A 17,278-nucleotide genomic window follows, 5' to 3' on the forward strand; every position below is an offset into this window, starting at 1 on the left:
CCTAAAAGGAATGCAGCCGCCATCATGGAATCATCCGCGCAACAACGCCACGCCTCGACCGAATTCCTGTCCTCGGTCGAAATCCTCTCGGTCTTCACGCCCGAGGAGCTGGACGGGCTGGCCGAGGCCATCGAAATGCGCGCCTATGCCTTTGGCGATACCATCTGCAGCGCCGGCGACGCGGCCGACGGGCTGTACGTCATCAAGTCCGGTTCGGTGCGCGTGTTCGGCGAAGAGCACGGCAAGGAAATCAGCATGGGCGTGCGCAAGAGCGGCGAGGTGTTTGCCGAGATCGCCATGCTGCGCCCGTACCGGCACGAGCTGTCGGCGCGCGCGGCGCTGAAGACAGAACTCTGGCTCATTCCGCGCGCGGCGATCGAGCCGCTGGTCGCGCGCAACGGCGCGGCGCTCGACTTCATCAACAACTACGTGGCGATCAGCTCGGCCGGCGGCCTGGTGGCGCGCCTGTTCGACCTGCGCGGCAAGGTGGATAAACCCGAGCTCGAAGAATTCGTGCGCAGCGTGGGCGTCAAACGGGTCGGGCCGGACAAGGAAATCCTGCGCCAGAACGCGCGCGACGATCGCCGCCTGTATGTGGTGCGCCAGGGCCAGGTGCGGGTGGTGGTGCATGACGGCAGCGACGAGTATGTGCTGGCCACGCTCGGCCCCGGCGAGATCTTCGGCGAAAAGGCGTGTTTGATGCGCCAGGAACAGCCGGCCAGCGTGGTCGCGGCCGGCGAAGCGGTGCTGCTGGTGATCCCGGAAAAGTCGGCGCACTTCATCCTCGAGCGCAACGCGAAGTTCCGCGAAGTGATCGAGGAACGGGTGCGCTTTTTCGAGCGCGAACTGCACCGCCAGAAGCGCCTGGCCGAACGGCGCAAGCGCCCGGTCGTGCTCGACCTTGCGTCGACACCGAAAGCCGGCGAAAAGATCATCAAGCGCTTTGCCCTGGTCGAACAGGCCGAGGAGATGGATTGCGGCGCGGCCTGCCTGGCGATGCTGTGCCGTCACTACGGCATCAACATGACGCTCGGTAAGCTGCGCGAACTGGCCAACGTCACCACCCAAGGCGCCACGCTCGACAGCCTGGCGCGCGCCGGCGAGGCGCTCGGTTTCGGCGCGCGCGGCGTGCAATGCACCTTCGACGCGCTGCTCGGCTTCGAGCTGCCCTTCATCGTGCACTGGGAGGGTTATCACTACGTGATCGTCTACGGCGTCTCGGCCAGCCAGGTGTGGATGGCCGACCCGGCGGTGGGTTTCAGGAAAATGAGTGTGGAAGAGTTCGAACGCGGCTGGAGCGGCACCTGCCTGGTGTTCACGCCGGGCCAGCAACTGGTGCACCTGGAAGCGGCGCGCTCGCCCTGGCTGCGGTTCGTCAGCTACCTGCGGCCCTATAAAAAAATCCTGCTGCAGCTGTTCCTGGCGACCTTCGTCATCCAGATGCTCGGCATCGTGCCGCCGATGATCATCCAGAACATCCTCGACGGCGTTCTGGTGCACCAGAACCTGGGCTTGCTGCACCTGCTGATCCTGGGGCTGGTGATCTCGACCGTGTTCAGCCAGGTGATGTCGACGCTGCGCGCCTACCTGTCGAACTATATGGTGCGCAACCTCGATTTTTCGATGATGGCGCAATTCTTCAAGCACACGATGTCGCTGCCGTATTCCTTCTTCGCCAAGCGCAAGACGGGCGACATCCTGGCGCGCTTTTCCGAGAACCAGACCATTCGCGCGTTTCTCACCGAATCGACCGTCACCACCTTGCTCAACCTGCTGATGGTGTTCATCTACTTCACCATCCTGTTCCTCTACAACGTCAAGTTGACGCTGCTGCTGATCGGCTTCGTCATCCCGATCATCGCGCTCACGGTGCTGGTGACGCCGAAGATCAAGGATTACGCACGCGAAGTCTTCAATGCCTCGACCGATGCCCAATCCTTCCTGATGGAAGCGCTGGGCGGCATCGAGACGGTGAAAGGGATGGGCAGCGAGCGGCCGGTGCGCCTGAAATGGGAAAAGAAATACGTCAAGGCGCTGGAAGTGCAGTACCGCTCGCAACAGTTCAACATCCTGGTCGGCCTGGCCAGCCAGGTGCTGAACTCGGCGACCACCATCGTGATCCTGTGGGCCGGCGCCACCCTGGTGCTGGCGCGCGAACTGACCATCGGCCAGCTGATGGCCTTCAATGCCCTGATGGGCAGCGTGCTGGGGCCGCTGATGGGCCTGGTCGGCCTGTGGAGCCGCATGGCCGACGCCACCGTCGCCATGGAACGCCTCGGCGACGTGCTCGACATCGAGCCCGAGCAAAAGCCGGGCGACCTGGCCGCGCGCGTGGTGCTGCCCGACCTGCAGGGCGAGCTGAAGCTCGAGCGCATGTACTTCCGCTACGGCGGCGAAGACACGCCCTGGGTGCTGGAAGACGTCAGCATCGACATCAAGCCGGGCGAACTGGTGGCGATCGTCGGGCGCAGCGGCTCGGGCAAGACCACGCTGGCCAAGCTGCTGGTGGGTTTCTATCCGCCGGTTGAGGGCAAGATCATCGTCGACGGCTACGAGATGGGCACGATCGACAAGGATTACTATCGCGCCCAGGTCGGCTATGTCATGCAGAGCAACCTGCTGTTTTCCGGGACGATCGCCGAGAACATCGCCAGCGGCGACGACAGCCCGGACCGGCGCCGCATCGAGGAAGTCGCAAAAATGGCCGATGCCCACGCCTTTATCTCCAAGATGCCGCTCGGGTACGAGCAGGTGGTGGGCGAGCGCGGCGTCGGGCTGTCCGGCGGCCAGGTGCAGCGCCTGTGCATCGCGCGCGCGCTCTACCACGATCCGCGCCTGCTGGTGTTCGACGAGGCGACGTCCGCGCTCGACACCCAGTCCGAGAGCAACATCATGACCAACATGGAGGCGATCCTGGCCGGGCGCACCGCCGTGATCATCGCGCACCGCCTGAGCACGATCATGCGCGCCGATAAGATCGTCGTGCTGTACGAGGGCAAGATCGTCGAGCAGGGGCGCCACGAGGAATTGCTGGCGCGGCGCGGCATGTATTACGAACTGGTGCAGAAACAGCTGGGTTCAACATGAAGCTCTACAATCCTGGCGGCGAGCGCGGTTCCGCGATGTCGTACGCGGTACTGCTGGAAAAGATCGAGATCATGCGCTCGACCTTGCGCTGGGCGACGCGCATCGAGCGGCCGGACATCGACAAGCTGCTGCGCCAGGCGAATGCGCTGCGCGACGAAGTGATGGGGCTGTCGCACAAGGAGCGCTTCGTGCAAGCCATCGGCGCGGAACGACGCACGGAGACGGCCGCCGAACCGGCGCCGGTCGACCTCTCGACGGGGGAACGGCGCCAGGCGCTGCTGGCGCGCAGCTTCGTGTTCGAGGGCACCTTCGGCGACAACCCGAAGCTGCTCGACGCCCTCGAAATCGCGGAAAAGGCGGCGCCGACCGATTTGCCGGTGCTGGTCGACGGCGAGAGCGGCACCGGCAAGGAGTTGATGGCCAAGGTCATCCACGCCAACGGCACGCGCGCCGACAAGCCCTACATCTCGGTCAACTGCGGCGCGATTCCCGACAACCTGCTCGAATCGGAACTGTTCGGCCACAAGCGCGGCGCCTTCACCGGCGCGGACAAGGACCGCAAGGGCAAGTTCGAAAGCGCGCACAAGGGGACAATCTTCCTCGACGAGATCGGCGAGCTCCCGCTGATCGGACAAGTGAAATTGCTGCGCGTGCTGCAGTCGCACGAAATCCAGCGCGTCGGCTCCGACGAAACGATCTCGGTCGATGCGCGCATCGTCGCCGCCACCAACAAGAACCTGCGCAAGCTGATCGAGACGGGCACCTTTCGCGAAGACCTGTTCTACCGCCTCAGCGTGATCCACGTGACGCTGCCGCCGCTGCGCGAGCGGCGCGACGAGATCCCGCTCCTGATCGCCTGGTACGGCGACGAATCGGCCGAAGCCCTGAAACGGCGCCCGGTCGCGCTAACGCCGCGCCTGCGCACCTTCCTGCTCGGGTACGCCTACCCGGGCAACATCCGCGAACTGCGCAACATCATGTACCGCATCTCCTGCCTGGCCGGCGACACGGCGGACCTGGCGCACCTGCCGGAAGATATCCGGCCGGCGGCGCCCGGGGCGATCGCAGCGCCCGATGCAGCGGCGGGCATTTCCATGGCCGAGGCAAAGCGGGTTGCCAGCGACGAAGCCGAACGCAGCTGCCTGGAACGCGGCCTGCAGGAAGTCGGGGGGACCGTGGCCGAGCTGGCGCGGCGCTGGGACATGAACCGATCGCATCTGCAGATCCTGCTCAAGAAGCACGGCTTGCACTCAAAAGACTTTCGCAAGGAGCACTGACCAAGTAATGTCAGATACACCGTAGGGTGGGCATGCCCACGCGTTACGGACGTCTCTTGTATAGGTGACGATGAACATGAGTAACGTAGGGTGGACTCCTGAGTCCACGCGTTACGTGCGCCTCATACCGACGCAGCGGTGATCGTGCGTGGTACGAAACCATGGTGACAAGCAACAGAGATATCGTAGTCGGATACTGTGCTCGTGGAGATTCAGCCGGGCCGACGAAAGGATGTGCACGTAACGCGTGGACTCAGGAGTCCACCCTACGGTACGCGGCGGTTAACGAGAGCGACGAGCGAGAGCGACGAGTGAGAGCGACGAGTGAGAGCGACGAGCCAACATTCGCCTGGCCACCTCACAGCGCTGGATTCACCACCGTCTTGTCGCCCGACTGGTCGTCCGCCCGCGCCACCACTACCGTGATATTGTCGCGCCCGCCATTCGCCAGCGCCAGCGCGATCAGTTCGCTCGCGGCCCGCGCGCAGTCGCCCGGCGCGAGCGTGGCGGCGATCGCCGCTTCGTCGACCGGGGTGCTGAGACCGTCGCTGCAGAGGAGGAACACGTCGCCGTCGCGCACGGGGAGGGTCGTCACGTCGAACTCGATGCTGTCCGCGGCGCCGACCGCGCGTGTGATCATGTTGGGGCTGGCCGCTGTGACGGTCAGGTCGGCGCCGCTCTCCTTCAGGGCTTCGAGCTGGCTGTGGTCGCGCGTGAGTTGCTGCAGGCGGCCCTGGCGGAACAGGTAGATGCGGCTGTCGCCGGCCCACAGGCAGGCGGCCTCGCCCCCGCAGGCGTACAGGGCAACGACGGTACTGCCGATCACGGGCACCAGGCGCGTGCGCGCTTCCAGGCGCAGCGCTTCGTTCACGCGCTCGAGCCGGTCGCGTGCCAGCGCGATGAAATCGGCCAGGTTGGCCGGCGCCGGCAGGGCGGCGAGCGCGTCGACCACGGCGCTGCTGGCGAAGTCGCCGAAGGCATGGCCGCCCATGCCGTCGGCCACCGCCCACAGGTCGTAGCGCGGATGCACCAGGTGCGCATCCTCGTTGCGCTTGCGCACCAGGCCGACGTCGGTGCGCCCAACGGAAGTCCAAAGCAATTGACTGTCGAAGTCCATCGCATCGTCCGGGCTGGTTGCTGCTCGACTCCTTGCTGCTAGCGCAGCAGCGCATTGTTCACGCTGCTCTCGTCCACGACCACATTCAGCGTTGCGCCGTTGCCGGCATTGTTCACCGAGACCGTCTGGAACTGGTTGATCAGCTGGTCGGCGAAATTATTGATCTGGTAAAAATTAATGACCGGGACCTGGCTGGGCGAAGCGGCGACGAAAGGCCGGATCCAGCCGAATACCCAGGGCGCGCCGGCGCCGCGGATCGCGGACATCGCCTTGCGGTCGAGCACGGCGCTGGTCGGCAGGTCGCCGATGGTAATGCTGGCCATGATGCGTCTCCGTAGTCAGGAAAAAAACGAGGGGAAGATCCGCACTGGAGAGACAGGGGCTCCTCTCTCCAGTGTAGATCAAGTTTGCGCACTTGGCAGGTCAGCGCCGCACGATCGTGTTGTCGCCATGCTGGTCGACCTTGCTGTCGACGCGCACGCCGTCGACGAAGGCCGAGCCGTTGGCGGTGGCGGTCACGACTTCCTGCATCTGCACCAGGCTCTGGGCGGCGTCGATCGACGCGTCGAAGGTGCCGCCCAGCTTCACGTCGCCGAACGCATAGCCGGGCGACCCCATTTTCCAGCCGCCGCGCACGGCGGCCATGGTCGGACGGTCGAGCTGTTCGCTGCGGGCCAGGTCGGTGATGGTCAAGGTGTGCATGTGATTCTCCTGAAATGAATGATTCGAATGTATGGATGACGACGCCGTCAGAACACGGCCTTGTTCTCGGCCCACAGCGCGGCGGCGACATTAATGTCCGGGCCCTTGAAGCCGGCGCCGATCACGCCGTTGTTGTTGAGGACGTTGATGCCGATTTGCTGGAACTGGGCGATCTGCTGGTTGACGTCGACATTGACGTTGACTTTGGGGAAGGCGTTGCCGCCGCGGACCAGCGCCATGGCGCCCTTGTCGAGTGCGGCGTTACGGGCCAGGTCGCGGATGACGATGGAAGACATGGGTTTCTCCTTGATGAAAGTGGGTGCTGCGCGGCGGGCGGGCCGCCGCGCAACCGCGGCATGTGTCGATGAATTAACCGACAACCTTGTTCTCGCCGCGCTGGTCGACGTCGCTGTTGACGTGCACGCCCTTGACGAAGGCCGAGCCGTTGGCGGTGGCGGTCGCCACGCTTTGCTGCTGCACCAGGTTCTGTACGGCGTCGATCGACGAGTCGTGGCGCGGCGCGTAGGTTACGTCGCCCAGTTTGTAGGACGGTGCCAGCATGCTCCAGCCGCCGCGCACTTGCGCCATGGCGCCGCTGTCGAGTTGTTCGGTACGGGCCAGGTCCTTGATGGTCAGGGTTTTCATGGTGATGCTCCTCGAGAATAAGAATGAATGTGTAAATCGTGTCTGGACGGATCAGCGGCGGATGATCTTGTTTTCGCCGTCCTGGTCGACATTGCTGTCGACGTGCACGCCGTCGATGAAGGCCGAGCCGTTGGCGGTGGCGGTCAGCACCTCCTGCATTTGCACCAGGTTCTGGGTCGCCTTGATCGACGAGTCGAACGAAGGGGCGTAGGTCACGTCGCCAAGCGAGTAGCCGGGACCCATCTTGAAGCCGCCGCGCACGGCTGCCATCGCTGCGGAATCGAGTTGTTCGGTGCGGGCCAGGTCGGTGATGATCAAGCTTTTCATGGTGATTCTCCTGAAGTGGTGGTTTGGTTGGTCGAGGCATTTGGTTTGCGCTCGATGGACATATAGCGAGAGGCGTGCCAGGTAGTTCGTGGAGATCGGTGCCGCAGCTTAAGTCATTGAATATAAACGGTTTGTATTCCTAATTCCCAGCAGTTACGGGAAGATCCCGGCGATCGGGGACAGCCAGCGATGGCGGGAAAAATCCAACAGTTTTTTGCAGCTGTATGGCACCGACAACAGAGGGCGGCGTACACGTCGGTCGTAGGGTGGGCATGCCCACCGTTAGGCAGCGTCGCGTCGTCGGAACGCGATGCGCGCCACACGGCACCGCCTCAGGTCATTGGATAGGAGGGCGCCCGCGATGGGGCAAGAACAACGAGAAAAACGGGGAGGGTCCAGCTCAGGAATCGCATCTACTCACAACCACAGGCAGCCGCGCATTGCACGCGGCTGCCTGTCCGCGCTCAAGCACGCCGCGGCAGCGTGGGCGCGCGCACGACGATCGCCCGCGCGTCGGGCACGGCATCGCGCGTCACCGCCGCCGACTTGCCGGCTTCTGCCTGCGCCTCCGGCAGGCTGTCGAGCGCGAACGTCCCGACGCCGACGACGGCAAGCGTGACGACGAAGATGGCTTCCATGTGCTTGTGCATGTTCATGATGTTCCCCTTGATTGGCTGGTATCGAAAGATGCGAGCGCGTGTCGCCCACGACTCCGATGGAGCATGCGGCGTGCCAGCCCTGGAAAAGGGAATGACAAGGGGGAAGGCGGCAAGATCGTCGGCACGCGCCCAACAAGCTGCGCCGAGCTGTCGCTTCCGGTCCAACACCTGTCTCGAACGGCAATGGACGAAAAAAAACCGTCCAGCTGCGGACTGGACGGTTTGCCGTGCGGCGCGCGTTCGTCAGCGCTGCTGCGGATGCGACGCCGGCGGCGCCGCGGTGCTGCCCGGCGCAAGGTCGAACAGGCGCACCCGCCGCTGGCTGACGCGGGCGAGGGCGGCGCCGGCGCCACCCGAACGAAAGCGCGAACCGCCGGCAATGGCGTGCATCGCCTGCCGATCGAGTTCGCTGCTTTCCGGTAAATCATGGATCACGATGGTAGCCATGGAACCTCCTGGAAAAGAAACGTTAACGGAGTCCATCCCGTTTCCGGGATGGAGTAAAGCTGCAAGGCGGGCCAAGGTCAGAATATCACCTTGTTCTGTGCCCGCAGCGCGGCGGCGACATCGATGTCCGGGCCCTTGAAGCCGGCGCCGATCACGCCGTTGTTGTTGAGGACGTTGATGCCGATCTGCTGGAACTGGCCGATCTGCTGGTTCAGTTCCACGTTCACGTTGACGTCCTGGCCAAAGGCGCTGCCGCCTCGTACCGCCGACATTGCGCGGGTGTCCAGTTCGGCATTGTGTGCCAGGTCGGAGATGGCGATGGAAGACATGGTCGTGGTTCCCTGGCTTAGCCGATGACTTTGTTTTCGCCGCGCTGGTTCACGTCGCTGCTGACGTGCACGCCGCCGACGAAAGCCGAACCGTTGGCGGTGGCCGTCGCCACGCTTTGCTGCTGGAGCAGGCTCTGGGTTGCATCGATCGACGAGTCGAACGAAGGCGTGTAGCTCAGGTTGCCCGCCTTGTAGCCGGGCGAGTACGCGGCCAGGTAAGCCGGCGAGTACATGCTGTAGCCGCCACGTACGGCGCCCATGGCGCGGCCGTCCAGTGCTTCGGTGCGGGCCAGGTCCTTGATGGTCAGGGTTTTCATGGTGATGCTCCTCGAGAATAAGAATGAATGTGTAAATCGTGTCTGGACGGATCAGCGGCGGATGATCTTGTTTTCGCCATCCTGGTCGACCTTGCTGTTGACGTGCACGCCGTCGATGAAGGCCGAGCCGTTGGCGGTGGCGGTCAGCACCTCCTGCATCTGCACCAGGTTCTGGGTCGCCTTGATCGACGAGTCGAACGAAGGGGCGTAGGTCACGTCACCGAGCGAATGGCCGGGACCCATCTTGAAGCCGCCGCGCACGCTTGCCATCGCTGCGGAATCGAGTTCTTCGGTGCGGGCCAGGTCGGTGATGATCAAGCTTTTCATGGTGATTCTCCTGAAGTGTGGTTTGGTTGGTCGAGGCATGTGGTTTGCGCTCGATGGACATATAGCGAGAGGCGTGCCAGGTCCGAGTGCATGCCAGCGATCCGGCGCCAAGTCCTTGAAAAGAAACGGTTTATACCATTGTTGCCGGGCTGGGTGCGATGGGTCCGCCAGCGCGCGCGGGATGCCGGGTGAACGGCCGCACCAACCACTCCGACGCCAGGTGTTGGGCCGCACCGGACAGTCGCTGTTGCCCGGCCGGATTGAGATGCCGCAAACGCTTGATCGGCGGCCGCTTCATGCTAATCTCATAAGAAGCCCGGGATTCACACAATCACACCATGGACAGTTTCGCGCATGCGCTCCAGCAGTTGCAGAGCGGCGCCTTGCAGCAGTCCGCGTTTCTGGCACAGCTCGACCGGGTGCTGGAAAGCGCGCCCGAGAGCCCCGGCCGCCTGCTCGAGCTGCTGAGCGAAGAGCACGCGCGCCATCCGCTGCCGGGCGACGTCTACCGCGAGGTGCAGGTGCGCATCGGGCGCCTGATCGCGGCGCGCCAGCGCCTGGGCGGCGACGATACCTTTGTCCAGACCCGGCCCGGCGCGCACGCCAGCCCCAACGCCGGCGCGAACGCAGCATCGGTCCCGCCCGCGCGGCGCCAGGCCGACCAGGCCGCACAGGCAAGCCAGGCAGGCGGCGAGCCCGAGCGCATGAAAGGCGTCGGCGAAACCCTGAACGGCCGCTTCGTGCTGGAAGAGTGCGTCGGCTTCGGCGGCATGGGCACCGTCTACAAGGCGCTCGACCTGCGCAAGCTCGAGGCGTCCGACCGCAATCCGTATATCGCCATCAAGGTGCTCAACGTGCAGTTCCGCGGGCATCCGAAGTCGCTCATTGCGCTGCAGCGCGAAGCGCGCAAGGCGCAGGCGCTGGCGCACCCGAACATCGTCTCGGTCTACGACTTCGACCGCGACGGGCCGATGGTCTACCTCACCATGGAATACCTGCAGGGCAAACCGCTGAGCCAGGTGCTGCGCGCGCCCGGTTTCAACGGCATGCCGTATGCCCAGGTGCTGCCGATCGTGATCGGCATGGGCAATGCGCTGTCGTATGCGCACGGGCGCGGCTTCGTCCATTGCGACTTCAAGCCCGGCAACGTGATCGTCACCAATGCCGGCGTCGCCAAGGTCATCGATTTCGGCATCGCGCGCGTGTTCCACAAGACCGAGACCGACGTCGACGTCACCGTGTTCGACCCGGGCAGCCTGGGCGCGCTCACGCCCGCCTACGCCAGCCCCGAAATGCTGGAGCAGCGCGATCCCGACCCACGCGACGACATCTATGCGCTGGCCTGCATCACGTATGAGCTGCTGACCGGCCACCATCCGTTCAACCGCCTGTCGTCGGCGCAGGCGCGCGGCACCGGCATGAAGCCGCTGCGCCCACCGAATCTGGGGCGCAGCCAGTGGCAGGCGCTCAAATGCGGGCTGGCGCTCGAGCGCGATGCGCGCACGCCGACGGTGGCGCGCTTCCTTGCCGGTTTCAGCGCCGGCGGACTGATGTCGCGTCCGGCCCTCTTGGCGGCGTCGTGCGCCGGGGGCGCCGCGCTCGGTGCGCTGGTGCTGGCGGGCTGGTACTGGATGGGGCGCTCGCCTGCGGCCCCCGATCCCGTCCAGCAGCAGGCCGCTACCCAGCCGGCGCCCGTTCCCGTGCAGGATGCGCCCGCCGCACCACCTGTCGCCGCGCCCACGGCGGCGGCCGTCGCCGCCGTCCTCGCGCGCATTCCTTGCTCGGCGCTGGCCGGCAGGGTGAACGCCAACACCGTGGCGGTGCAGGGGCTGGTGTCGCGCACGGGCGGCGCCGCCGCCGTCAGGCAGCCGCTGCTGGCGCTGCCCGGCGTGGCGGCGGTCGAGCTCGACGTGCGCGAGGTCGATCCCGCCACCTGCCCGGTGCTCGCGACCTATGCTCCCTACTGGAGCGCGCACCGCCAGGCCGGCGGCGGCGCGGCGCTGCGCCTGGCCGGCGCCGGGGCCGGCGTCCCGGCCAGGCGCGAGGGCGATTCGCTGATGGTCGAGGTCAAAACCCCGTCCGCCGCTTCATTCATGACGGTGGACGCCTATTCGCCCGACGCCAGCGTGATCCACCTGCTGCCGAATGCGCTGGCGCTCGACAACCGAGCGCCGCCGAACCACAGCGCGACCGTCGGCCGGCCGGGCGACTGGCGCATCGGCAAGTCGTCCGGTTCGGGCCTGGTGGTGGTGCTGGTGACGACGCCGGCGCCGCTGTTCGGAACGCTGCGCCGCGAAGCCGAGCCGAGCGCGGACTACCTGGCGAGCGTGGCCGACAACTTGCGCCAGATCCGTGCGCGCAGCGGCGCCGGCGCGATCGGGGTCGAGTTCCTGGCGGTCGACATCCGCGCGCGGCGCTAGTCAGGTCGCTTCATTTGATATTGCGCGCCACCCTGAAGCCGTTCTGCGGCTGGCGCACGCTGGCGTCGTAGCGAAAGCGTGTCGAGGTCACCATGTAGGCGGCGCCTTCGCGCCAGGAGCCGCCGCGGATCACGCGCACCCGGCAATTCGGTTCGTCCCAGACGCGCGCGTCGGATGGCGCGTCCTTGAAATTGTTGTGCCAGCAGTCGGCCACCCATTCCCATACGCTGCCGCTGGTGTCGTGGATGCCGTAGCCGTTGGGCGGGAACGAACCCGCATTCGCCGGCCGCTCGCTGCTCCAGGGCTGGCCGCACTCCTTGCAGTTGGCTTTGCCCTGCGCCATCTGCGCGCCCCACCAATAGGGCGTCGCGGCGCCGCCGCGGGCGGCGAATTCCCATTCGGCCTCGGTCGGCAGGCGGTAGGGCTGGCCGCTGATCATGCCCAGCCATTTGACGTACTGCTGCGCATCGTCCCAGCTGAGGTCGCGCATCGGTGCGCTCGGGCTGGTGTTGGGCGGCAGCGGCACCCGCGGGCAGCCGTTGGCGGTGACGCAGGCATTCCACTGCTGCACCGTGACCTCGAATTTACCGATCGCATACGGCGCCCCGATCGTGACCTGGTGCGCCGGCCGTTCGCTGGGGTCGCTCGCATTGTTCCCCATCGTGAACGATCCGGTGGGCAGGGCGACCAGCGCCGGGCAGGACTGGCAATCGCGGATTTCGCCGCCGTTGCGCGCCACGACCACGGGCGCCCTCGGGGCCGGGGCGACCGGCTTCGGCGGCGCGGTCTTCGGCTTCGAAGGAGGCGCACTCTGCGTTGCCGCGGGCGCCTGCGTGGCGGCGGCAGGTGGCGTGGCGGCGGCAGGTGACGTGGCGGCGGGCGGTGCGCGCAGGCGCGCCATCCGCGCCTGCGCCAGCGCGGCGAAACGCCCCTTCGGATAAGCCTTCAGGTAGGCCTCGTAATCGCTCGCGTGCGGGCTGTCCTTGATCGAATTCCAGAACGCCAGCTCGAACTGTTCCGGGCTTGCGCGGGGAACAATGCCCGGCGCCTGCATGTCCGGCGCAGGCCGGTCGGCAGGCGCGGCCGCAAGCGCGCCGCATGCAAAAGCAGGCCCAGCCAGTACACCCACCACCAAGCGCTCGTGCCACATGACCGGCTCCTCGTCCGTACTGACTTCGACAGGATTTGACTTGCGATCTGAGTCAGAGTGTGACAGATTGAGATGGTTCGATGCGCACATCCATACGACCTCGGCTGGAGTTTTCGATCATGCGCCACATTGCCTCCATGTTCGCGTTGCTAGCGGCAGTCCTGCACACCGGCGGCGCGACCGCGACACCGCAAGCGGCAGCGCCGGCTCTGACGCCTGCGCCCGCGCCTGCCGCGAAGCCCGCTGCAAACGCTGCCGCTCCCCAGGTCTACTTCATCTGGCCCTACGACGGCACCGTCATCACGGGCGGCAAGTTCTGGCTGCGCATGGGGCTGCGCAACATGGGCGTCGCGCCAAAAGGCGTCGACATACCGAACACCGGCCACCACCACGTGCTGATCGACACCGGGTTGCCGTCGATGACCGAACCGATCCCGAACGACCGCAACCACCTGCACTTCGGCGCCGGCGAAACCGAGGCGCGCATCGAGCTACCGCCCGGAACCCACACGCTGCAACTGCTGTTGGGGGACAAGGACCATGTGCCGCACAAGCCACCCGTGGTGTCGAAAAAGATCACGATCACGGTCCGCTAGACTGCGCTCAATGGAATCCATGGAGACCTCATTGGAACAATCATGCGCACACTCCTCGCCATCGTCGCCGCCGGTTTCCTGAGCGCGTTGCTTGCCGCCGCACCGACGGGCGCCGCCAACGCCCCGGCGAACGCCTACTGCTACATCGGCTGGCCCAACGACGGCCAGGTACTGGAAGCCGGCAAACCCTTCCGCGTGTGGTTCGGCCTGCGCCACATGGGCGTGGCGCCCAAAGGCGTCGCCATTGCCAATACCGGCCACCACCACCTGCTGATCGATACCGAACTGCCGCCGGCCGGCCAGCCGATCCCGAACGACCGCAACCACCTGCACTACGGCGCCGGCGAGACCGAAACCACCATCGAACTCGCGCCCGGCAGGCACACGCTGCAACTGCTGATGGGCGACGAAAACCACGTGCCGCACACGCCGCCCGTGACCTCGAAAAAAATCACGATCACCGTCAAGTGAGCCGGCATGGAAGCGCATCCCGCATTGTCCGCAGCAGCGTCCGACGCCAGCGATCCGGTCAGCGCCTACCTCGAATGGCTGGACGCGCAAACGCCGGGGCCGGGCGTGTTTCCGCTGCACGACGAAGCAGTGCTGGGGCGCGACCGCCAGGATGCGCTCGCTTCCGACAAATACATCTGCATTCCCGAAGCGACCATCAGCCGCCGCCACGCGCGCATCCGCCGCCGCGGCGCGAATTATTTTATCGAGGACCTGCACTCGCGCAACGGCACTTTTGTCGGCGGCGAGCGCCTCGCGCCTGGCGCCTGGCACCTGCTGCGCGACGGCGACGCGCTGGCGCTGGCCTCGGCGCAGCTGGTGTTCCATTCGCTGATGCTGCCCGAGCACGGCCATGCGCCGACCGTCATCACCGGTTCGGTCGACGCCACCTGTTTCGCGCCGGTGGTCGACGCCAGGCATGCCGCCCGCACCGACCTCGAGAAAACCGTGCACCGGCTGCACGCCATGGCCCAGGTCAGCATCGCGCTCGGCGCCGTCACCGACCAGGCCACGCTGGTCGAAAAGATCATGAACTTCATCTTCGACCTGTTCCCCCCGGCCGAGCGCGCCTTCATCATGCTCGGCAACGAGCATGACCCGCCGCGTCCCGTGGCCGCGCGCCGGCGCGGCGGCGGCGCCGAAGACCTGGCGCAGGTACGGGTTTCGCGCACCATCGTCGAGCAGGTACTGGTGAAAAAGCGCGCCATCCTCTCGGTCGATACCCTGGCCGACCGCAATTACGCCGCGCACGAATCGATCGTGGCCCAGGCCATCCTCTCGGTCATGTGCGTGCCGCTGATCCTGGGCGACGACGTGCTCGGCCTGATCCAGGTCGATACCTCGTCCGATCCGCACGCCTTCCAGGAAGCCGACCTCGAGATCCTCAGCGGCGTCTGCGCCGAAACCGCGGTCGCGCTGAAGAACTTCCAACTGTATTCCGACATCAAGGGACTGCTGGATGGTTTCGTCTGCGCCTCGGTGCAGGCGATCGAGGAACGCGACCCGGTCACGGCGGGCCACTCGTTCCGGGTCGCCGATTACGCCGAAAGCCTGGCGATCGCCATCGAGCGCGCCGACGACGCCTCGCTGCGCCGCGCCGCCTTCACGCCGGCCCAGCTGCGCGAGATCCGCTATGCGGCGCTGCTGCACGACTTCGGCAAGGTCGGCGTGCGCGAACACGTGCTGCGCAAGGAAAAGAAGCTGCACCATGCCGACATGCGCCTGCTCGAGCAGCGCTTCCGCTACGCGCGCGCCTGCCTCGAACGGCAAGCCTGGCGCAACCTGGCGCAGCAGCACCTCGAGGGCGAACTCGGCATGGGCGCCTTCCGCCATGCCTGCGAGCGCATCGAGGACGAGCTGCGCGCAGAGGGCGCGCGTCTCGATGCTTTCTACGCCACGATCGTGCGTGCCAACGAGCCCTCGGTGTCGCACACCGATCCGCTGCATGAACTCGAGGCGATCCGCGGCCACGCCTGCGCCGGGCACGACGATACGAGCTTCCACCTGTTGAGCGACGACGAATTCGCGGCGCTCAGCATCGGCAAAGGATGCCTGACGCCCGAAGAACGGCGCCAGATCGAGGCGCACGTGGCCGATTCCTATTCCTTCCTGATCCTGATTCCCTGGACGCGCGAACTGGCCGGCGTGCCGGCGATCGCCCACGGCCACCACGAAAAGCTCGACGGCTCGGGCTATCCGATGGGCCTCAAGGGCAGCGAAATCAGCCTGCAGACGCGGATCCTGACCATCAGCGACATTTTCGACGCGCTGACCGCGCGCGACCGTCCCTACAAGGAAGCGGTGCCGGTCGAACGCGCGCTCGACCTGATCGCCGAGGAATGCCGCGCCGGCCACCTGGATGCGCGCCTGTTCAAGGTGTTTGTCGATGCGCGGGGATGGGAGGCGCGCACCCACGCATGAGGGGCTGGCCGACGAGGTGGCATCATGAATTCACATATCGAATCGAGAGGCAAGGCTACGCTGGCCGTTACACTGACCCTGCTGCTGGCAGCCTGCGCCGACGTCAGCATGAAACCCTACCGCACGCCCGACAGCCCCGGTAAATCGGCCTGGTCGAGCCAGCAGGACTTGCCGGTGGCCCCGGCTGAAATGATCGCACCCGACTGGTGGAAGCAGTTCCGCGATCCCTACCTGGACGGCCTGGTCGAGCGCGCGCTTGGTTCCAATTTCGACCTGAAGGTGCTGGCCGCGCGCATCCGCGTGGCCGGCGCGGAAATCGGCGAAGCGCGCGCCGGCGCCTTGCCGACCCTGGACGCCGGCGCCGGCGCCAGTTTCGAAAAGAGCACCGGGCAACCGTTCAGCAAGCAGTTCAACCTCGGCACCCAGGTCAACTGGGAGATCGACGTCTGGGGCCGCGTGGCCAAGGGCGTCGAGGCCCAGACCGCGGCGTTCAACGCGACCGAGGCCGACTGGCGCGCCGGCTACCTGTCGCTGGTGTCGGACGTCTCGACGACCTATTTCCAGATCATGCAGTTCGACGAGCAGATGCGCCAGCAGCAGGAGACGCTGGAAAAGAACCGCGCGATCCTGACCACGTTGGAGGCGATGATGGAGCAGGGCCTGCTGCCGCAGACGCGCGTGCTGCAGCAGCGCGCCGAGATCAACCAGTTGAGCCGCGACCTGATCGAGCTGGGACGCCTGCGCGCGTTGGCCGGCAATGCGCTGGCGACCCTGCTCGGCACCCCGGCCGGCGAATTCACGGTGCCGCCGGGCGCGCTGCAGGGGCGGGTGCAGTTGCCGACCGTGCCCGAGGGCTTGCCCTCGCAACTGCTCAAGCGCCGGCCGGACGTGGTCGCCGCCGAGTACCGGGTGCTGGTGGCCTACGACCTGGTCGGGCAGGCCAAGCTGGCGCAGCTGCCTTCGATCAGCCTGACCGGGCGCGGCGGCTCGTCGAGTTTCGCGCTCGGGTCGCTATTAAAATCGTTCACCTTCGGCCTCCTGCCCAGCATTAACTTCCCGATCTTCGACCCCAGCGTCAAGGCGCGCCTGAAAACCAGCGAGGCGCGCACCGAGGTCGCCGAGAACGAATACCGGCGCGTGGTCATGTCCGCCTTCGAGGAAGTCGAGAACGCACTGGTCAATCTCGACGCCCACCGCCGCCAGCGCGTCGAACTGCAGCAACAGTCCGAGCGCCTCGGCGTGGTCGCGGCCCAGGTGCAGGCGCAGATGAAGGAAGGGATGGTGTCGCAACTGGAAGTGTTCGAGTCCGAGCGCACGCTGCTGGCCGCGCAGCTGGCGCTGCTGGCGAACCACCAGCAGATCCTGTCCGATACGGTGACGCTGTACAAGGCGCTGGGCGGGGGCTGGCCGCCGGTGGATGTCCGTAATGCGTCCGCCATACGTTGAAC

Annotated in this window: 19 protein-coding genes; 7 read left to right on the top strand and 12 right to left on the bottom strand. The window is 66.0% G+C overall.

All coding sequences use genetic code 11. The features are described from left to right. The first annotated feature begins 24 nt into the window (after positions 1-24). On the top strand, positions 25-3,087 hold the full coding sequence (locus AC56LG_RS23185) for a peptidase domain-containing ABC transporter (RefSeq protein ID WP_497168392.1): 3,063 nt from the start codon (positions 25-27) through the stop codon (positions 3,085-3,087). Further along, on the top strand, positions 3,084-4,364 hold the full coding sequence (locus AC56LG_RS23190) for a sigma-54 interaction domain-containing protein (RefSeq protein WP_497168393.1): 1,281 nt from the start codon (positions 3,084-3,086) through the stop codon (positions 4,362-4,364). The genes AC56LG_RS23185 and AC56LG_RS23190 overlap by 4 nt, the downstream gene beginning before the upstream one ends. A gap of 358 nt (positions 4,365-4,722) precedes the next feature. Here the strand turns inward: AC56LG_RS23190 and AC56LG_RS23195 are convergent, their stop codons facing one another. The 11 genes from AC56LG_RS23195 to AC56LG_RS23245 form a co-directional block, all read right to left on the bottom strand. Beyond that, the gene (locus tag AC56LG_RS23195) at positions 4,723-5,481 is read right to left on the bottom strand and encodes a PP2C family protein-serine/threonine phosphatase (protein WP_497168394.1); all 759 of its coding nucleotides are present in this window, start codon (positions 5,479-5,481) and stop codon (positions 4,723-4,725) included. Between the two features lie 38 nt (positions 5,482-5,519). Further along, complete coding sequence (locus tag AC56LG_RS23200; protein WP_497168395.1) at positions 5,520-5,804, bottom strand: hypothetical protein; 285 nt, start codon at positions 5,802-5,804, stop codon at positions 5,520-5,522. A 100-nt stretch (positions 5,805-5,904) separates the two neighbouring features. Continuing rightward, a complete protein-coding gene (locus AC56LG_RS23205) occupies positions 5,905-6,183 on the bottom strand; it encodes a hypothetical protein (RefSeq protein WP_497168396.1) in 279 nt (92 codons plus the stop codon). Between the two features lie 47 nt (positions 6,184-6,230). Then, positions 6,231-6,479, bottom strand: coding sequence for a hypothetical protein (locus AC56LG_RS23210; RefSeq protein WP_497168397.1), 249 nt, complete (start codon positions 6,477-6,479; stop codon positions 6,231-6,233). Between the two features lie 73 nt (positions 6,480-6,552). Beyond that, positions 6,553-6,828 carry a hypothetical protein gene (locus AC56LG_RS23215; protein WP_497168398.1) on the bottom strand — a complete coding sequence of 92 codons (276 nt, stop codon included), beginning with the start codon at positions 6,826-6,828 and terminating at the stop codon, positions 6,553-6,555. Between the two features lie 51 nt (positions 6,829-6,879). Then, complete coding sequence (locus AC56LG_RS23220) at positions 6,880-7,155, bottom strand: hypothetical protein (RefSeq protein WP_497168399.1); 276 nt, start codon at positions 7,153-7,155, stop codon at positions 6,880-6,882. A gap of 464 nt (positions 7,156-7,619) precedes the next feature. Next, a complete protein-coding gene (locus AC56LG_RS23225) occupies positions 7,620-7,811 on the bottom strand; it encodes a hypothetical protein (protein WP_497168400.1) in 192 nt (63 codons plus the stop codon). Between the two features lie 246 nt (positions 7,812-8,057). Next, entirely contained in the window at positions 8,058-8,261 is a 204-nt protein-coding gene (locus AC56LG_RS23230; protein ID WP_497168401.1) for a hypothetical protein, read from the bottom strand. Positions 8,262-8,338: 77 nt separating this feature from the next. Further along, positions 8,339-8,590, bottom strand: a complete 252-nt coding sequence (locus AC56LG_RS23235) for a hypothetical protein (protein WP_497168402.1) — start codon at positions 8,588-8,590, stop codon at positions 8,339-8,341. 17 nt (positions 8,591-8,607) lie between these two features. Further along, positions 8,608-8,907 carry a hypothetical protein gene (locus AC56LG_RS23240; RefSeq protein WP_497168403.1) on the bottom strand — a complete coding sequence of 100 codons (300 nt, stop codon included), beginning with the start codon at positions 8,905-8,907 and terminating at the stop codon, positions 8,608-8,610. 51 nt (positions 8,908-8,958) lie between these two features. Further along, entirely contained in the window at positions 8,959-9,234 is a 276-nt protein-coding gene (locus tag AC56LG_RS23245; protein WP_497168404.1) for a hypothetical protein, read from the bottom strand. A 338-nt stretch (positions 9,235-9,572) separates the two neighbouring features. On the opposite strand from AC56LG_RS23245, the gene AC56LG_RS23250 reads away from it, so the two are divergent. Then, a complete protein-coding gene (locus AC56LG_RS23250) occupies positions 9,573-11,654 on the top strand; it encodes a serine/threonine-protein kinase (protein WP_497168405.1) in 2,082 nt (693 codons plus the stop codon). A 10-nt stretch (positions 11,655-11,664) separates the two neighbouring features. On the opposite strand, the gene AC56LG_RS23255 is transcribed toward AC56LG_RS23250, so the two are convergent. Beyond that, the gene (locus AC56LG_RS23255) at positions 11,665-12,804 is read right to left on the bottom strand and encodes a formylglycine-generating enzyme family protein (RefSeq protein WP_497168406.1); all 1,140 of its coding nucleotides are present in this window, start codon (positions 12,802-12,804) and stop codon (positions 11,665-11,667) included. Positions 12,805-12,923: 119 nt separating this feature from the next. On the opposite strand from AC56LG_RS23255, the gene AC56LG_RS23260 reads away from it, so the two are divergent. Genes AC56LG_RS23260 through AC56LG_RS23275 form a run of 4 tightly spaced genes read left to right on the top strand, consistent with a single transcriptional unit; the run spans position 12,924 to position 17,276 of the window. Next, the gene (locus AC56LG_RS23260; protein WP_497168407.1) at positions 12,924-13,400 is read left to right on the top strand and encodes a DUF4399 domain-containing protein; all 477 of its coding nucleotides are present in this window, start codon (positions 12,924-12,926) and stop codon (positions 13,398-13,400) included. A gap of 42 nt (positions 13,401-13,442) precedes the next feature. Continuing rightward, entirely contained in the window at positions 13,443-13,871 is a 429-nt protein-coding gene (locus tag AC56LG_RS23265; RefSeq protein WP_497168408.1) for a DUF4399 domain-containing protein, read from the top strand. 6 nt (positions 13,872-13,877) lie between these two features. Beyond that, positions 13,878-15,830 (top strand): HD domain-containing phosphohydrolase, encoded by a 1,953-nt coding sequence (locus AC56LG_RS23270; RefSeq protein WP_497168409.1) that lies wholly within the window; start codon positions 13,878-13,880, stop codon positions 15,828-15,830. Between the two features lie 24 nt (positions 15,831-15,854). Next, the gene (locus AC56LG_RS23275; RefSeq protein ID WP_497168410.1) at positions 15,855-17,276 is read left to right on the top strand and encodes an efflux transporter outer membrane subunit; all 1,422 of its coding nucleotides are present in this window, start codon (positions 15,855-15,857) and stop codon (positions 17,274-17,276) included. Positions 17,277-17,278: the final 2 nt, after the last annotated feature.

The sequence above is a fragment of the Telluria sp. ZB2R32 genome, from assembly GCF_059685715.1.

Excerpts from the sequence above, each read along its gene's own strand:
- AC56LG_RS23185 (WP_497168392.1), top strand. The coding sequence starts at position 25 with ATGGAATCATCCGCGCAACAACGCCACGCCTCGACCGAATTCCTGTCC.
- AC56LG_RS23190 (WP_497168393.1), top strand. The coding sequence starts at position 3,084 with ATGAAGCTCTACAATCCTGGCGGCGAGCGCGGTTCCGCGATGTCGTAC.
- AC56LG_RS23195 (WP_497168394.1), bottom strand. The coding sequence starts at position 5,481 with ATGGACTTCGACAGTCAATTGCTTTGGACTTCCGTTGGGCGCACCGAC.
- AC56LG_RS23200 (WP_497168395.1), bottom strand. The coding sequence starts at position 5,804 with ATGGCCAGCATTACCATCGGCGACCTGCCGACCAGCGCCGTGCTCGAC.
- AC56LG_RS23205 (WP_497168396.1), bottom strand. The coding sequence starts at position 6,183 with ATGCACACCTTGACCATCACCGACCTGGCCCGCAGCGAACAGCTCGAC.
- AC56LG_RS23210 (WP_497168397.1), bottom strand. The coding sequence starts at position 6,479 with ATGTCTTCCATCGTCATCCGCGACCTGGCCCGTAACGCCGCACTCGAC.
- AC56LG_RS23215 (WP_497168398.1), bottom strand. The coding sequence starts at position 6,828 with ATGAAAACCCTGACCATCAAGGACCTGGCCCGTACCGAACAACTCGAC.
- AC56LG_RS23220 (WP_497168399.1), bottom strand. The coding sequence starts at position 7,155 with ATGAAAAGCTTGATCATCACCGACCTGGCCCGCACCGAACAACTCGAT.
- AC56LG_RS23225 (WP_497168400.1), bottom strand. The coding sequence starts at position 7,811 with ATGAACATGCACAAGCACATGGAAGCCATCTTCGTCGTCACGCTTGCC.
- AC56LG_RS23230 (WP_497168401.1), bottom strand. The coding sequence starts at position 8,261 with ATGGCTACCATCGTGATCCATGATTTACCGGAAAGCAGCGAACTCGAT.
- AC56LG_RS23235 (WP_497168402.1), bottom strand. The coding sequence starts at position 8,590 with ATGTCTTCCATCGCCATCTCCGACCTGGCACACAATGCCGAACTGGAC.
- AC56LG_RS23240 (WP_497168403.1), bottom strand. The coding sequence starts at position 8,907 with ATGAAAACCCTGACCATCAAGGACCTGGCCCGCACCGAAGCACTGGAC.
- AC56LG_RS23245 (WP_497168404.1), bottom strand. The coding sequence starts at position 9,234 with ATGAAAAGCTTGATCATCACCGACCTGGCCCGCACCGAAGAACTCGAT.
- AC56LG_RS23250 (WP_497168405.1), top strand. The coding sequence starts at position 9,573 with ATGGACAGTTTCGCGCATGCGCTCCAGCAGTTGCAGAGCGGCGCCTTG.
- AC56LG_RS23255 (WP_497168406.1), bottom strand. The coding sequence starts at position 12,804 with ATGTGGCACGAGCGCTTGGTGGTGGGTGTACTGGCTGGGCCTGCTTTT.
- AC56LG_RS23260 (WP_497168407.1), top strand. The coding sequence starts at position 12,924 with ATGCGCCACATTGCCTCCATGTTCGCGTTGCTAGCGGCAGTCCTGCAC.
- AC56LG_RS23265 (WP_497168408.1), top strand. The coding sequence starts at position 13,443 with ATGCGCACACTCCTCGCCATCGTCGCCGCCGGTTTCCTGAGCGCGTTG.
- AC56LG_RS23270 (WP_497168409.1), top strand. The coding sequence starts at position 13,878 with ATGGAAGCGCATCCCGCATTGTCCGCAGCAGCGTCCGACGCCAGCGAT.
- AC56LG_RS23275 (WP_497168410.1), top strand. The coding sequence starts at position 15,855 with ATGAATTCACATATCGAATCGAGAGGCAAGGCTACGCTGGCCGTTACA.